Annotated in this window: 12 protein-coding genes; 9 read left to right on the forward strand and 3 right to left on the reverse strand. The window is 45.5% G+C overall.

The features are described 5' to 3' along the window. Positions 1–6 precede the first annotated feature (6 nt). From M1D52_RS21865 to M1D52_RS21905, 9 genes are all read left to right on the forward strand, one after another. Positions 7–378, forward strand: a complete 372-nt coding sequence (locus M1D52_RS21865; protein ID WP_377613598.1) for a hypothetical protein — start codon at positions 7–9, stop codon at positions 376–378. An 84-nt stretch (positions 379–462) separates the two neighbouring features. Further along, positions 463–666, forward strand: coding sequence for a hypothetical protein (locus tag M1D52_RS21870; protein WP_013665176.1), 204 nt, complete (start codon positions 463–465; stop codon positions 664–666). Between the two features lie 44 nt (positions 667–710). Continuing rightward, the gene (locus tag M1D52_RS21875) at positions 711–893 is read left to right on the forward strand and encodes a class IIb bacteriocin, lactobin A/cerein 7B family (protein ID WP_013665175.1); all 183 of its coding nucleotides are present in this window, start codon (positions 711–713) and stop codon (positions 891–893) included. A gap of 447 nt (positions 894–1340) precedes the next feature. Then, on the forward strand, positions 1341–1925 hold the full coding sequence (locus M1D52_RS21880) for an RNA polymerase sigma factor (RefSeq protein ID WP_013665173.1): 585 nt from the start codon (positions 1341–1343) through the stop codon (positions 1923–1925). Between the two features lie 226 nt (positions 1926–2151). Next, positions 2152–2994 carry a phosphodiester glycosidase family protein gene (locus M1D52_RS21885; protein WP_437393542.1) on the forward strand — a complete coding sequence of 281 codons (843 nt, stop codon included), beginning with the start codon at positions 2152–2154 and terminating at the stop codon, positions 2992–2994. A gap of 69 nt (positions 2995–3063) precedes the next feature. Further along, complete coding sequence (locus M1D52_RS21890; protein ID WP_437393543.1) at positions 3064–4212, forward strand: FecR domain-containing protein; 1149 nt, start codon at positions 3064–3066, stop codon at positions 4210–4212. A 438-nt stretch (positions 4213–4650) separates the two neighbouring features. Continuing rightward, the gene (locus M1D52_RS21895) at positions 4651–8028 is read left to right on the forward strand and encodes a TonB-dependent receptor (RefSeq protein WP_457941589.1); all 3378 of its coding nucleotides are present in this window, start codon (positions 4651–4653) and stop codon (positions 8026–8028) included. After that, the gene (locus M1D52_RS21900; protein ID WP_437366194.1) at positions 8028–9326 is read left to right on the forward strand and encodes a RagB/SusD family nutrient uptake outer membrane protein; all 1299 of its coding nucleotides are present in this window, start codon (positions 8028–8030) and stop codon (positions 9324–9326) included. Before M1D52_RS21895 ends, M1D52_RS21900 begins: the two co-directional genes overlap by 1 nt. A 19-nt stretch (positions 9327–9345) precedes the next feature. Continuing rightward, complete coding sequence (locus tag M1D52_RS21905; protein WP_437393545.1) at positions 9346–10260, forward strand: phosphodiester glycosidase family protein; 915 nt, start codon at positions 9346–9348, stop codon at positions 10258–10260. Positions 10261–10478: 218 nt separating this feature from the next. Here M1D52_RS21905 and M1D52_RS21910 read toward each other — a convergent pair whose 3' ends face one another. The 3 genes from M1D52_RS21910 to M1D52_RS21920 all read right to left on the reverse strand — a co-directional run bounded on the left by M1D52_RS21910 (position 10479) and on the right by M1D52_RS21920 (position 16844). After that, complete coding sequence (locus M1D52_RS21910; protein ID WP_437393546.1) at positions 10479–12050, reverse strand: DUF4832 domain-containing protein; 1572 nt, start codon at positions 12048–12050, stop codon at positions 10479–10481. Between the two features lie 89 nt (positions 12051–12139). After that, positions 12140–13786, reverse strand: coding sequence for a RagB/SusD family nutrient uptake outer membrane protein (locus tag M1D52_RS21915; protein WP_437393547.1), 1647 nt, complete (start codon positions 13784–13786; stop codon positions 12140–12142). Between the two features lie 31 nt (positions 13787–13817). Further along, entirely contained in the window at positions 13818–16844 is a 3027-nt protein-coding gene (locus tag M1D52_RS21920) for a SusC/RagA family TonB-linked outer membrane protein (protein WP_437393548.1), read from the reverse strand. Between the last annotated feature and the right edge of the window lie 95 nt (positions 16845–16939).

Raw genomic sequence — 16939 nt, forward strand, 5'->3', positions numbered from 1 at the left:
ACAATCATGAAACTATTTATGTACATCGATCGTGTTAACCGACTACACGAGCTCATCAAAAGGAAAAGTACCGGAAAACCGGAAGTCTTGGCCAAAAAATTAAACCTTTCCGTGTCCAGAGTATACCAAATTATCGAAGAACTGAAGCTTATGCAAGTTCCCATCGCCTATTCGCGTACGTTGCAGACTTATTATTATACCAACGATTATGAAGTTTCCATCGATGTACAATTACGTCCATTAGAGGAAAAAGAATACTACCACACCTCGGGAGGAAGCCTCTCCGAAAAAGTACTTTATAAATCGCATCTTCACTTTGCCTTAAACTATTGTTACAAAAAAAAATTGGCAATCCTTGGTTCGCTACAATTTTATTAGAGTGGAACCTTTTATCTTGGTTTTATTAAAAGAAAGTCAAACCCCGGGCTATAAGCGGGATGGTTGAAATTTAAACGTGACATTATGAAAACAACAGAAATGGAAAATCTTGGCCTACAAGAGCTAAGTTTACAGGAAATGGAAGAAAACACAGGCGGTTTATTCCCAATCGTTATTGGTGGCGTAGTAATCACTGCTAAAGCTGCCGGTTGGATTGGCGCGGGTGTAGCTGCTGCCGGTATCTTCGGTGCGGGCGTTTATTCCGGTTACAGATCAGCTGCACAGTAAACATTATTCTTGTTTAATCGTTAACAAAATATTAAATTTAAACTATGGAAGCGTTAGCATTAGATTTAAAAAAAATGGGGTTAACAGAACTTTCAGCCGAAGAACGGGAAGAGGTTTTAGGCGGGTTACATCCTTTCCTCGTTATTGGCGGTGCTGCTGCTGCAGGCGTCGCTATTTATGAAGCAGGGAAAGCTACCGGCGAGTTCATCTATTATTTAACTCATTAATAAATTTGTTATGGAAAAGTATGCCTATTTATTAGAAAACAAGTTCGTCAAAATAGCCTTAGTAGGTCTTTCGATTTATTTCATCTATAGATTTGGCAAAAGCTGCGGCGAGTTCTTGTATTATATTACGCACTAATTCAATATGCGCATATAATTTCCAACCTTTTTAAAGAAGGGTGTCTAAAAGGTGTTACTGTGCCCAAGGCGTAGAAAATATCTTTAGACACCCTCTTTTCATTACTAATAGCGGCTCACGTGCCTCATCCAAAGCTTATCAAGCAGACAAGCCGATTCATTTCGTAGCACCTATAGCTTATTACGTCAAGTCATATCCGTTAATTTCCCAAAAAAGAAATTTAAAAAAACTTTAAAGTTTTATTAATATTGCCATAACTATAAACTTGATAGCCTTTTGATAATTTTGGCTCCGTTATCTATAGTCTTGCTATGGCGAAGCTGTCTTATAAATCGTATGATGAACATGAATTGATACGGCTCATGCTGCGAGACGACTACGCGGCTTATTTAGAAATCTATGAACGCTACTCCCGGCCACTTTATGCACATGCCTGTAAAAAATTGAACAATCGGGACGAAGTCAAGGATCTGCTGCAAGAGGTCTTCGCGGCACTCTGGCAAAACCGCAGCTCACTAAGCCCCCAGAGCCCCTTAGCCGGCTATCTCTATGCCACTCTGCGATACCGCGTTATTAAATTAATCGCTCATAAAAAAGTGGAATCGGTTTATTTTGAATCCCTCGCAGCGGTGAATACACACGACAATACCACGGCAGACTACCTGGTACGGGAGAAAGAACTCGGCCAGTTGATCGAAAACGAAATCGTACGCTTACCCGAAAAAATGCAGGAAGTCTTTCGTATGAGCCGTCAATCCCATCTCTCCCACAAGGAAATTGCCCAGGAACTCGGCCTTTCAGAAACCACCGTAAAAAAACATGTGAACAATGCGCTAAAGGTACTCCGACCCAAATTTGGAACCCTGCTCTCCCTCGCCTACTTCCTCCTTCCGTAGAGCCCGTTTAGAATTTTATCTAATCATTTTCTTATGCCTCTTTTTGGCTGCACCTGCGTTAATTTATCGAGATAGGCTTCCTGCTATCCCTGCTAAATTTGCCTTGGTTCACTCAAAAATAGCCTATAGCAAATTTTACAATACAAATTTAAACAGGCTCTTAAATTTTTTATTTTCTTTTACGCCCTAAGGCGCTGTTGCAGTACTATCTCTATAAAAACGCGATATGAACAAAAAAATAGCACCTATCCTACTCAGCTTCCTGCTCCTTAGCCAACTTCTCGTCTTCGGACAATCCGCAGATTCCGTTGCCGTACTTAATAAAGAATGGAAAATTATTCCCATCAAAAAAGGCGTCACCTGGAAACAGGGCCATTTTGAAAAACTCTTTGGAAGCCAGCAGGAAATCAACCTCGTGGAGATCGACCTGAAAAAACACCGAAAGAACATCCACCTCGCGGCTGATCCAAAAGAGCTGAAAAAAACCTCCGAATTTGCCACGGAAGCGGGCGCTTTGGTGGCTATCAATGGTGGTTTTTTTGATATGAAAAATGGCGGTTCCTGGGATTATGTAAAGGTGGATAACCACGTGGTAAATACCACCAAAAAGAAAACGGACCGTGCCAATGCGATCCTATTGATCGATAAAAAAGCCATTGAAATACAACCAGATTCAGCCGTAAACTATGAACAGAGCAGTAAACCGAATATCCTCCTATCCGGACCTCTATTAATCCACCGCGGACAGGATGCGGCACTTGCCAACAATCCCTTTAACACCAACCGTCATCCCCGTAGCGCGGTAGCCATTACCCGCAAGAACAAACTAATCTTTCTGGTAGTAGACGGTCGAAACAACCAAGCCGCGGGCATGAATTTGAGCGAATTAACCCAAACGCTACGCTGGTTAGGCGCAAAACATGCGATGAACGTAGATGGCGGAGGAAGCAGCACGCTCTATGTGAAAGGAGCAACGGCAAATGGTGTCGTCAATCATCCCAGTGATAACAAGCAGTTCGACCATGAGGGGCAACGCCCCGTAGCCAACATTATTTACTTGAAAGAATAAAATTAATTTTCTCTTACGCCCAAGGGAAGACTTAAGGTACTATCCCCTAAAAGCAACCCCGCAGTACACATGGAGGAACACGAAGACATTAAGAAACTGTTGAAACGCTACCTCGCCGGCGAATGCACGCCGGAGGAGCGTATGCGGGTGGAACAATGGTATGGGCAATTGGATATCCAAGCAGAAGAACCTGCTAAAGAGCAGGTAGAAGAAGATATAATCGACATAAGAAATCGCTTGAGGAGATCCCCGATTCGGCGAATAGCCCCTTGGTATCGCTATGCCGCAGCCGTTGCCGCTGTGCTGCTACTAACAGTGGGTGTGTATTATCAATTTAAGCCATCTGGCCGATTTAAAAGTAGTAGCAAAACCGCTACCATAGCAAGTCAACCCGATATCGCACCGGGCAGAAACCGGGCCATCCTTAAGCTAGCCAATGGCAAAGAAATCATATTAGACGGCAGTCCGAATGGGGAAATTGCGCAAGAGGGTACGCATGCCATCTTCAAAAATGTGGATGGGGAATTGGTTTATCAACTCGGCGGAGCCAATACAAGCGACGCAACCATACCCCGGTTCAATACCATGCGTACCCCACGGGGCGGGCAATATCATTTAGTGCTGCCTGATGGTACCAAGGTGTGGCTAAATGCGGCTTCCAGCATAACCTACGCCATTAACGGCAACTTGGTAGAGCGACTGGTAAAGTTAGAAGGCGAAGCCTATTTTGAGGTGGCGAAAGATGCGACACGTCCCTTTCGCGTCGAATCCAAAGGGCAAATCGTCGAAGTCTTAGGTACGCAATTTAATATCAACAGCTACCTGGATGAACCGGTGGTGAAAACCACATTAATAGAAGGTTCTGTTCGCGTAGCCGAAACCGCCGAGCACAAGACTGTCATGCTCCGGCCCGGGCAACAGGCAGCGCTCGACCGCCAAAGCCACTTATCCGTAAAACAAGCAGATGTTTCGGATGCGGTAGCTTGGAAGAACGGCAAATTCAGCTTTAACCGGGCAGATATCGGCATGGTGATGCGGCAGCTATCCCGTTGGTATGATGTAGAAGTCGTCTTTAAAGGCAAAAAGCCGGAAATTACCTTATCAGGCGAGGTATACCGCAATACACATGCGTCCAAGGTTTTGGAGATTCTATCCTTCTATAAGCTCAATTGCCGGATCGAGACTGTTAACGGTGTCAAACAAATTATCATTCAATAAAACAAAGAAACCGATGTTAAACAAAAAAATGAACACGATGAAACCGTAAAGATTACCTAGAAAGGCTTCATAAAAAAGCGTCTTCTGATGGCAGTCAGAAGACGCACATGCTTGAGCCAATGATTCGAAGAACTAAAACCTGAGTTCGACTATTCTTGATACGCTCAGAAATTCAATTGCCATCCTAAGCAAGGCGCCTTTGTGAAGGCTTATTGGGATAAGTCAAGCGAAGGCAACGCAGCATAGGGCAGCTATTGGATTAGCTTTGCTGATTTTCACTTTGAAACAGCCATTTTCTTCCTGAAAACTCCTAGAAATAGCCCGCTATTCCTTCGTCCTTTTCAGTTGAACCTGACTATTTCAAAGCGTTCTGAGCAGAAAATAATATTCGACTCAGGTTTAAAACAAATTAAATTAAACTCAAACCTTACAAAGTTAATGAAATTAGTATTTCATGCAACGGCTACGTCATTACGGTGGCCGCCTCCACGAACATTTAATCAACTGAAATTCATCATGAGATTTCAACTAATTGTCGGTTTACTGCTTTCGGTATTTATCCAAGTGAGTGCATCGACTTATGCACAAAATGTGTCGTTGAAAGTAACGAACATGCCCTTAGACCAAGTATTCAAATTGGTCGAAAATCAAACGGAATATGTATTCCTTTACGATGATCCGAGTTTCACTACCGAGAAGGTGAGCTTAAACCTGCAGCAAAGACCCATAGAAGAAGTATTGGAAGCCTGCTTAAAGAACTTACCCATCTCTTATAAAATTGTCGATCGCAATATTCTCTTTAAACGAGATGAAAGGCAAGTCGAACCCAGGAAGCCAAGCCTCCAACCGCAGCCAGTTAGCGGACAGGTAAGGGATACGACAGGCAATCCACTGACGGGGGTCAGCATTATCGTAAAAGGAAGCACACGTGGCGTAACAAGTGATACACAAGGACGTTTTCAGTTACCGGTAAGCACGGGCGATGTGCTGGTTTTTAGTTTGATCGGCTATCAAAAGCAGGAGCTTAAGATGACAGGCCAAAACCAGCTGCAGGTAGTCTTGAAAATCGATTTGTCGGATTTAGAGGAAGTGGTTGTTATTGGTTATGGTCAGCAGAAAAAGCGCGACCTCACAGCGGCAGTATCATCTTTCAAACCGACCGAAGAAAATGCGAGACCTGCATTAAGTCCGGACCAACTGATACAAGGGCGCATGCCCGGCGTCCAGGTGAGCGCCGGTTCCGGTAGCCCGGGTACGGTAAATCGGGTATCCATCCGTGGTATCGGCTCTTTGAGTGCAACGAACGAGCCGCTCTATGTAATCGACGGAATACCCGTCGTGAACCAAAATGCTGCTTTACTGAATTTTGGTGAAAACATGAATCCGCTCGCGCTGTTGAATCCGAGCGACATCGAATCGGTGGAAGTGCTGAAGGATGCAGCCTCGGCAGCCATCTACGGAAGTCGCGCCACCAACGGCGTCATCCTCATTACCACCAAATCAGGCAAGGCCAATCAAACCAAGTTTGGCGTTGACGCTTTTACCGGTGTATCGGTAGTGCCCAATACGGATAAAATGAAAATGGCCGATCCGGATCTGTACCTGTCGGTCATCAATGAGGCGATCGACAATTTTAATACACAGTACGATTACACCCCCGGTGCTAAAAATTACATGGAGCGCAAGGAAAACCCCTTTCCGGGCGAACCGGGCACCGATTGGTTTGATCTGATTACACGTCCGGCCCATACCACCAGTTTGTCCTTATCCTTTACCGGTGGTACCGATAAAACCAGCGTATACTTATCCGGCAATTACCTCAGTCAGGAAGGAGCCTTTATCGACCAAAAGTTTACGCGTTATACCGGTAAACTCAATTTAACGCATAAGCTTTATAACTGGCTCGAATTCGGGGCAAACACCAGCTATAGTTATTCCAAGAATAAACGCGTGCCGGGATCGAACCTAGGAACCACCATGATGGGGCGTTCTTTGCTCCAACGTCCCTTCGATCGTCCTTTTAAGCCAAATGGCGAATATTATTTAGGCGGTACCGACGAATTGATCTATCACAATCCTTTCCAGATTATCAATGAGCAAAACGTATCGCTGGATAATTACCGATTTTTGGGATCTTTCTTCGGTACGGCCACCATTACGGATGGACTGAAATTCAAGACCATGCTGGGTACCGATCTAACTTATACCCTCGACAATATTTACTATGCCGAAGACCATCCTTATGGAACGGGCATCGGCGTAAAATACGACAATCGTCGCTTTACACCCAATATCTTATGGGAGAACACCTTGAATTACAATAAAACCTTCGATAAACTTAGTGTGGAAGGATTATTGGGTTACTCCTATCAGCGTCTCAACCTGTCCAGCTCCAACATAGAAGGTAGCGGTTTTCCTTCTCCTTCCTTCCAACAGCTTTCAGTAGCTGCCTCCATTCTTTCGGCAGGGACTAACTTGACGGAAAGTGCTTTGATGTCGATTTTTGGTCGTTCCAATCTATCTTGGGATGATAAATACTTACTGAGCCTATCCTTACGTGCGGACGGTTCGTCCAAGTTCCATCCGGATAAGCGTTGGGGCTACTTCCCATCGGTATCCGCCGGCTGGAATATCTCCAGCGAACCGTTCTGGTCGCTTGCCGGTACAACAGCCAAAATTCGCGGCAGTTATGGTGAAACGGGTAATCAAGATGGTATCAGCAGCTACGCTTACCATGCCCAAATGAGCGGAGGACGCAATTATAATAATCAAAGCGGTATCGGTGTCAGCACTAATGGTAACCGCGATCTGACCTGGGAAACGGCCCGACAATATGGAGCCGGCTTAGACCTTGGTTTGCTCGGTGGCAAACTGAATCTGACGGCCGATTATTTTATCAAGAAAACAGATAACTTATTATACAGCAAACCCGAGCCTTCCACTTCCGGGTTTACTTCGATCATCAGCAATATCGGCTCAATGGAAAACAAGGGTTGGGAGTTTTTGCTGAACGCACAGGTACCGCTAGGACCCGTACAATGGTCATCCGACTTCAACATCTCCTTTATCAAAAACAAGCTGACCTCCCTGATTGGTGACGAAGCGCTGTTAATCGGCGCTAACATGACCCTGCAGGTCGGGCAGGAAGTAGGTAGCTTCTATATGTATAAACAGCTCGGAATTTACCAGTCGGACCAGGAAGTGCCGGAATCACTCTATAAAAATGGGGTACGTGCGGGCGATGTGATGTATGAAGATTTGGATGGCAACGGAGCCATCAATGTGTCCGACCGACAAATTGTGGGCACTGCCAACCCGGATTTCTACGGTGGATGGAACAACAGTTTTCGCTATAAGAACTTCGACTTCAACATCTTTTTCACCTATTCTTACGGTAACAAGGTGTATGCAAGTTATCGGGTCAACACCGACCGCTTGGGTAGCGGTTTCATGAACATGACCGAGCGAGTAGCTAATGAGCGTTGGACCGGACCTGGAACCAGCAATACAACCCCGCGTGCCATTTACGGCAATAGTTGGAATACCCAAAATTCTTCCCGCTTCTTAGAGGATGGTTCATACATCCGCTTACGGGCATTAAATTTTGGTTACACTTTGCCAACACAGGTTGCAAATAAAATCGGCATGAAACGGCTACGGGTATATGTACAGGGTGATAACCTGCACCTGTGGACCAAATACCGCGGCTTCGATCCGGAAGTAACCAATGATTTCGATCCGCAATTTATCGGACAGGACAACTTGATCTTGCCACAACTGCGAAGCTTCAATATCGGCGTTAATATTGGATTTTAATGAAGAAAAAATTAAGCATGTATAAAACAACAGCAATTACCGGCATCTTGGCAGTCCTGATGCTGGTGTCCTTCTCTTCTTGTACCAAACTCGACTTCTATCCGCAAACTTCAGTAGCACCTGAAACGGTAAGCGAGCGCGACATGGATGCCTTGTTAAACGGTATGTATAATGCCGTGCAAAACAATCAAGGAAGAGAATCCTACATTATGTTCGACTTAGTAGGCGGCAACCTAATCAACGCGTCGGGCGGAAGTGAACTCGCTTTTATCCGTAACATCCTGCGTACCGACTACAATTTGGTCAACAACAACTGGAGTGGCCTATACCAATCGCTGTACCAGGTCAACAACGTCCTCCATATCATGGCCGGTTTGCCACAATCTGACAAACGCACGAGGATTGAAGGTACCGCCCACTTCTTCCGTGCTTATATCTATTATAATTTGGTAAGCCGATGGGGCGACGTGCCCTTAATCTTGGAAAACACCACTGAGCGCGTATCGCGTGATCCTTCGAGTGCTGTGTGGAGCCAGATCGAGGCCGACTTAGCGATAGCCCTGGAAAAAGCACCGGCATTCGAAGGTGACTATTACTACGTATCGCAGCAAGCAGCAAAGGCTTTGCTAGCTCGCGTCCTGCTCGGACAAAACAAACTGGCAGAAGCGGCCCAAGTGGCAGAAGAGCTGATTGCCTCCGGCAGCTTTTCATTGGATCGGTTCGACAAAATATTCAGGCATACGGAGAACACCGAAGAAATTTTTTCCTTTAAAAACCTAACGGAAGAATCGAGCATTACCCTAAGCACTTTATTTTATACTTATGCGCATGACGTAAGCGGCTCATACGTTTATAAACCAACCGATGAAGTGATGAACCTATTTGAGGAGGGCGACAACCGCAAAGATATGAGCATCGCAACGGTGAGTTCACTGAATGTAATCAATAAATACCCCAGCGGCCAAACAGGAACCGACCCCATTCCGGTTATCCGCCTGGGCGAAATGTATTTAATTGCAGCCGAGGGGAAAGGTTTGGCAGGACTGCCGCAGTTGAACGCATTGAGAGCCGCAAGAAACCTCTCGGCCATCAATCCTTCCAACGAGGCCGAATACCAAGCAGCCGTAGCCCTCGAGCGGCGACGGGAGCTACTCGCAGAAGGTTTTCGTTGGTTCGATTTGGTCCGCACGGGTAAAGCCGTGGAGGCGTTGGGTATTGAAGACTATCGAACCAAATTTCCGATACCCGATTACGAGCGTGAGGTGAATCCGAATCTCACACAGAACGAAGGTTACTAACCCATTAACAGCATCAAACATGAAATTAAAAATAAAGCAACAGGCGTTATGGTTTATGCTAGCCCTTAGCTCCCTCGCAAGTTGCGAAAAAGACGAAAAGGGCATAATCCGGGTACTGGATCACACACGAAGCGAACTGACCCTTCGCCTGCAAGAAAACAGCACGCTGATTCATCGCGTATATAGCGATACGACCTTAGAATTACACCCAGGCGTGCAGGAGACGGACATTCACTACCAGGATATAAACGGCCATACCATGCGGATATTTATAGTAGAGGCCGACATGAATCAGTCCACTATTCAATTACATCCCTTAACACCCAACGGCGCAACCGCCTATGGCCGTCAATCCGTTCCGGAAATGGTAAAACATGTAGATTCGACATCCAAGGTGCTTTTTGCTTCCAATGCCGACTTCTTCAACGCCACAACAGGCGAGCCGCGTGGTATTGTATACTTATCGGGGCAAGCCATTCGTAGCACCATCCCGGCGGGCTGGACCTTTTTCGGTATCAGCAAATCAGGTCAATTAATGCTGGGGGATGACAGCGATTATAAGGCACAAAAAGCCGAGATCTTCCATGCACTTGGTGGTCATCAACGCTTAGTAAAAGACGGTGAACCGGTAAGCCACACAGACGCTTCCGTAGAACCTCGTACCGCTGTCGGATTTACGGCAGACAATAAGTTGTACTTTATGGTGGTAGACGGAAGGAAATACGACTATTCTTACGGCATCAATTTCACCGATCTAGGCAAGCTCATGCATGCCTTAGGTGTCAAGGAGTCGATCAACCTCGATGGTGGCGGTTCGTCCACCTTTCTCATAAACAATCCATCAAGTACATCATACGAGATCAGAAACCGCCCATCGGACGGAACGCCGCGGGCAGTTGCCAATGGATGGGCTATTGTGCCTACCGGAAATTAGTTGTTGGTTTTTAGTTACCGGTTGTTAGTTGTTGGTTATTGGTTATGAGTTGCCGGTTGTGGGTTTTGAGAAGAAACGCTCATAGAAAAAAACCTACTTAACGTTTCAACTACTTAACAACTCAACGTCTCAACGATTTAACAACTTGACGGATTAACGGTAGCCGTTAACCAATTAGCCAATTGGCTAATTGGTTAATTGGTTAATTGGCTAATTGACTAATTCACCCGTACATCCAGTAACTTCAACCATCCCTCCGTTGTCACCTCATCGTCAACCGGAAGCTCTATGGCCGGTTTATTCCCTTTGGACGTATCCACTATCGCTACAGCCCAAGCATAAGTGCCGGCGGGCAAATCTACCGTTGGTTTGAAATCATAAGACACCGGATTTCCGATTAACCAATTGGAAGGTTCGCTGTTGGAATCTACAAACACCTTTTTCACCTGGTTATTCCCGTCCAAAAGTGCAAAAGCAACCTTATACTTGTAGTTCCATTGCGGGATATTATTGGGAAAATAACCCCAGCCCATATTTTTCCAACGATGGCTAATAGTTACCTCCGCTCCACGATTGACATTTTCAGGTAGGTATAGCTCATCGGGATATAATCGGTAACCACCTTCAGACACAAAACGTTGCACCAGCGAAAAGGCTTTCTCAAACCAAGAAGCGGTTTCCCCACCAACACGAAAATCCATCATATTGACATGTGCTTCGGCCGATGCGTCAAACTCTCCCTGTCTTACATCTTCGGGATGCCCCTCGCGGTATTTACCACTTGGGTCAATCCAATAGCGGTGTGTGCCCGTGGTAATCCAACCGCCCTCCATAATAATCGGGCGTTTATAATTCCATGTTTTAGCAAACTGCTTTTCCCAGCTTTGATAATAATCAGTCATACCGAAAGCATCGTGCCGCAAGCTGTATCCTTTGTTAATCGCACTCACTAATAATTTGTCGCTGTTCGCATTGGGGGCTCCCCAACTCGCCGGATGCCCAACCAATCGGTGGTAATTAATCACCAAGGGAACCTTGGTAAAGGTTCGCGCGTACAAGTCGGTCACCCAATTAAAAACCTCCTCTTTAAGTCTTTCTGTATTTTCACCCGTAGAAGTCGCAGGATCTTCATAGATCACATTATGCGCCTCTCCCCATTTGCCTAAACCATAAGCATCAATAAATGCCGTACGATCTGGATCGTTAAATTCGGCGGCTAAAGCTTCGATGAACTTAGCATAATATCGTTGGAAAACAGGATCCTGTGGTATGGGGGTTTTCCGGTCAGGAAATCGTGCGTTCTCTAAATAATATTTCGCACCGGCGTCGAAGACAAACTGTGGTGTATTAGCACCCTGATCACGTCCATCTACTACAATACGGAAAGCGATGGGCACACCCCGCTTTTCCGCTCCTTTGATTAATTTTGCAATTCGGGAAGTAGAATCATTCCATGCATAAACTCCGTCGCTCGGGTTTAGGGACGCCCAGCTGGTACGGACATAACAGGCCGAGGCGTAGTCGATGGCCTTTACTTTTTTACCTAAGTCCGGTACATAAAATTCCGTGTCCCAATACGATTCATCGGCGGTACGCGCCGCGTACATCACCCAACCATTTAAGGGATTGCGCAACACCGAACTGTCGTTATAGCTAGGTTGTACTAGCGTATTGTCTCCATGATCGCTTGTTGCATAATTAGTAATTTCTTTCGAGCAGCCAAATGACTGAAAACCGAGAATCAGCATCAACGCAGATTTGATGACCGTCTTACCATCTAATTTTGTCATAATTTTTACTTAAAGATTTATATTAAATTGATTTATGGAAATAGCATATTTACGAATCGTCATAAGTGTGTATCATTCGCTATCCGCGTCTATTGGCCATATCCGGGATTCTGTGGGAATTCAGCATCACGGTTCGCATCGATAATCACCTGTGGTATCGGCCACAGCGCATGATAATCCTGTATTTTACCTTTGATGGCATTGTTGTACATTCTTACGCGATCAACCAGCTTCTTGGTACGCACCAAGGTAAATCGCCTACTTTCCTCTCCTACTAATTCCCGGATACGCTCATCCAACAGAAAGTCCATCGTCATCGCACCGGCGTCGATTAAAGACGCCCCCGCACGTGCCCGTATTACATTGACCGCCTCGGCTGCTTTGGCCGGGTTATTTTGCCCGAGGTAAGCTTCTGCAAGCAACAAGTAGGTTTCCGCTAAACGAAATTTCATGCGGTCTTTATAACTGCCGGTGAGGCTTAGGTTCTCAGCCCGGCCATAGAAAAACTTCGTTACCGCAGGGAATAAGGACTTGGTTGTGAACCAGGTTTGTTCCGTGATAGTCGCTTTTTTACCGTACAAGGAGGCCTCATTTACGTTGTTATAATACCAATTGCGTTTAATATTATAGTTTGAGTTGCGTATGTCTGTTGCATCAAAAATACCGGCAACATTACCTGTAGCATTGGTTCCTTGAGTGCCTACCCACCATTTCATCGGAACGATTTGCGCCAGGCCACGTCCACCTAAGGTGTCGGCCAGCACAAAACCTAACACATCCTGATACTTAGGATTCCACGCCCTGCGTGTCCAATCATCCGAGTTGGTGCCCCCACCTACCGTGTTAAATTCAAACTGCAATACCCAGATGCTTTCCCGGTTGCCACTTGATTGCCTATTTTGATTATTTTCGATAAACAGGTCGCTAAATACATCCCCGGCCGTATTTTGTTTGGCTCCGAAACGATTTTTCATCAACTCATAGCGTCCGCTATTAATAACGGCTAAGGCAGCTTGTTCAGCCAGTTGGTATTCGCCCTGTAATAGGTACATTTCACTCAATAAGTGATAAGCCGCCCATTTCGTCAATTTACCATCTTTAACCTGATCCGGATTTTCCGGAAGATGTTCCGCTGCAAATTGCAGGTCAGCCACAATATGCTCCAGCACTTCAACTTTGGGTGTCCGGGTAAAATTCAGCTGAAAATCATATAAAATAGTTTCTACATACGGTACATCTCCATAGAGGTACACCAGCGTACGGTAAGCGTAAGCGCGAAAGAATCGGGCCTCTGCCTGAAAACGTGCTTTGTCCGTCGGCGCATCCCAGTTGGTGTTTTGATCCGCATATACCAGTATTTCATTTGCCGAAGAGATCAGGTGATAAGCCCAATTCCAATAGGTTGTTACAAACTGCTGGGAGGGCGTCAAGGTCAGGTTAGCAAAAGGCATCAACGAAGCGTCGCTGTTGATGACATCCACAATATCCGTTGCCGCCTGCAAGGCTTCATACGGACAAGCACCATTGTGGATATAAGCGCCCCCTTCTCCATAGGTATTATACTCCGAACGGGTCAATGCATATAGTCCCGCACTGCCCACCTCAAAGCCATACGTACCGGTAAAGGTGTTAGTAGGTGCCAGCTCTGTCTTCAAGTCTTCTTCAAGAAAATCTTTACACCCATTCAGGGAAATGAGTGTTATAAAAGCTAAGCTTATTTTTATAAAAGTCTTCATTTGCATATGTTTAATTCCGTATTCCTATTGATTAGAAAGTTAAATTCAGTCCGAGCATATACGACCGAGCCGTCGGAAAAGAGGCCATCCAACTGTTATCGTAATTGAGCACCTGTCTGATATTCGAGAAGGTATGTAGGTTATTGACACTCACATTCACATCAATGGCGTTTAAGCCCACCTTACGAGCGGTTTTTTGCCCGATCCGGTAACCGAACGTCATGTTCTTAATCTCTACATAGGAAACCTTTTTATAATAGCCATGCCCAAAGCTATTGGTATAGCCCGGAGAAACGATGCCGGCTGTTGGGTTTTCAGGTGTCCAATAATTGGCACCATGTACATAATTGGTTATTCCAAAAGTCCACGAGCCAAAATTAGCCAGGTTATCATCGCGCCAAACACCAAACACACCGTTTATCAGACATGAAAAGTAAAAATTCTTGTAGTTTATCCGATTACCTATTGAACCAGTGAAGCTTGGCATTTTGGATCCGATAATTTTCCGATCATTCGCGTCAATGTATCCATTACCATCTACGTCCTCCAACCTGGCAGATCCCGGCTCCGCACCCGTCTGGATTTCGCGCTCCTTTCCGTTCGCGTCGGTGAAAGAATACGTATCACCTGCTTGCCAGATTCCCACCATGTTGTAATCATAAAAAACCCGTAAAGGTTTATCTATAAACCAGTTATTGGCAATATCATCTAAATGGTCGCCCCGTAGTTCAACGATTTTATCGCGGTTTAGCGAAAAATTAACATTAGAACTCCATTGAAAATCTTTTTTTTCAATATTCACCGAGTTCAAAGCTATTTCAATTCCTTTATTGCGGGTTTCCCCTACATTGTCCCAGATTCGGTTATAACCATTCATAATTGGCACCGTCCGCATCATCAGCAAGTCTTTGGTTTTAGATCGATAGAGGTTAATAGCGCCCCCCAGGCGATTGTTAAATAACTGAAAATCCAGACCGATATTAGCCGTATAAGTCGTTTCCCATTTCAAGTTCGGGTTACCAACCCCATCACCCGCCAGATATGCCGTATTGACCGCCGTACCACCATCGCCCCAGATGTATTTCACGTTCGAATAAAGGCGATCCAGCGTTCGATAAGCCGTGATTGCCTGATTCCCATTAGCTCCATAAGAAGCCCGCAATTTTAACATGCTCACCCAATCAAGATTGTCCTTTATGAAATGCTCTTCACCCATATGCCATGCAAGGGCAGCAGAAGGAAAAAAGGCATATTTATTATTCACGCCGAAGACCGAGGCACCATCGGAGCGGCCCGTTAAGGTGGCCATATATTTACCCTTATAAGCATAATTCAGTCGGAACATATACGACAACATTGCTGTTTCAGACAACCCGGACGACATGGTTATATTGCGTTCGGCGGTATTCATCATATAATAGCTCGTATTGTCCGTTACGAAGCCATCCCCGCTCTGGGCAGCGCTGATGCTTTTATTCTCCTGTATACTAAACAGCGCGGTTGCGTCAAAACGATGATTATTGATTTCGCGTTCATATTTGAGCAGATTCTCCCAAGTATAATTGGTTGTATGCCCATTGCTAATACGGGCGCTTCCACCCACTTGTCCCGCTTGCTCCCTCCCGATAAAGGTATTACGTCCATAATAGGTGCCTGTAAAATTGCTTCGATAATTGTATCCGTAATTGGAACGGAATGACAAACCCTCTATCGGTAAACGAATATTCGCATAGGCACTGAGGAAAAAATTCCGATTCGTTCGGTCTTGATCCGCATTTACGTTGAGCATGGGGTTGGTGATCAGTGAATACTCCATCGGCTCGTACACATAATTACCCGCGTCATCTTTGTATTTTCCGTAAGGGCTCTGCTTGATAGCATGTTCGATATTCGGCGTAACACCACCATCCTCTCTTTGTACAAACTGAACACCTATGCCGGTTGTCAACCAATCGTTGAACGTTTGGTCGATATTTGTAGAGAGGTTATAGCGCGTAAGTTTTGAATTATAAACCACACCTTCCTGACTCAGGTAAGCTGCCGCGGCCATGTACTTCGTTTTTTCTGTTCCACCGGATATGCTGAGCTGGTGATCGGTGGTCAGTGCCTTCCGGAAAATGTAATCCTGCCAATCGTGAGTAATGCCTTTGATGTAGTTCTCCCGCTCCGTAAGACTGATGATATTTCCGCTCACCGGATCGAGCAGCTCGCCGGTGTAACCCTCTCTTAAACGACCGATATCCTGTTGCAGTTTGATGTATTCCTCCGGCCCCATCACGTCAATCCGTTGCATCGGTTCGGCCATTCCAAGCTGCGCTCGGTAAGCCACTTGCGGCTTTCCTTCCATACCTCTTTTAGTCTGAATCAGTATAACTCCATTAGAGCCCCTCGACCCATAAATTGTCACCGCCGAGGCATCCTTTAGTACCGTCAGGTTTTCAATGTTATTGGGATCGAGATCCGTTAAGGAGCCGCTATAGGGAATTCCATCCAGTACAATTAAAGGCGAATTACTTGCTGATAGTGAATTCTCTCCGCGGATGAGCAGCGTTTGGTCTTGCCCTGGTGCAGCATTGGTAGTGGTAATGCTAAACCCGGCTACCTGCCCCACCAATCGGTCCATTAAATTGTTGGTAGAAACCATTTCCAATTGTTCCTTGCCAACCACTGAAAGACCGCCCGTCACGTCTTTCTTCTTCATGCTGCCATAGCCCACCACCACCACTTCATTAAGTTGCTGCTCGCCCGCCATCGTTATATTCATTATGCCGGACGGATTTACTGCCACTTCTTGGTTGATATAGCCGATATAAGAGAAAATCAGCGTGGAGGATGGCGAAGCTTGAAGACTATAGTTTCCATCTGTATCCGTTACGGTGCCTGTACGCTGGTCTTTAACCCGAACGGAAACACCTACAAGGGCTTCACCACTTTCATCAACCACTTGTCCTGTAATTTTAATCAGTTGTTGTTGCGAATAGAGAGGCGTACCTGACAGCAAAAAGAGAGCAAGTATCGCCCAGAAGCCTTTCAGCTTGATGCGATTTTTTTTAATCATGTAAATTTAGATTTAGAAAAGGTTAACGTTAAAAAAGCAGTTACTTCTTATGTCATCCTATATATTTAGGTACGTGATGACCGTTTATTTTGTTG

This window comes from Olivibacter sp. SA151, from assembly GCF_054130995.1.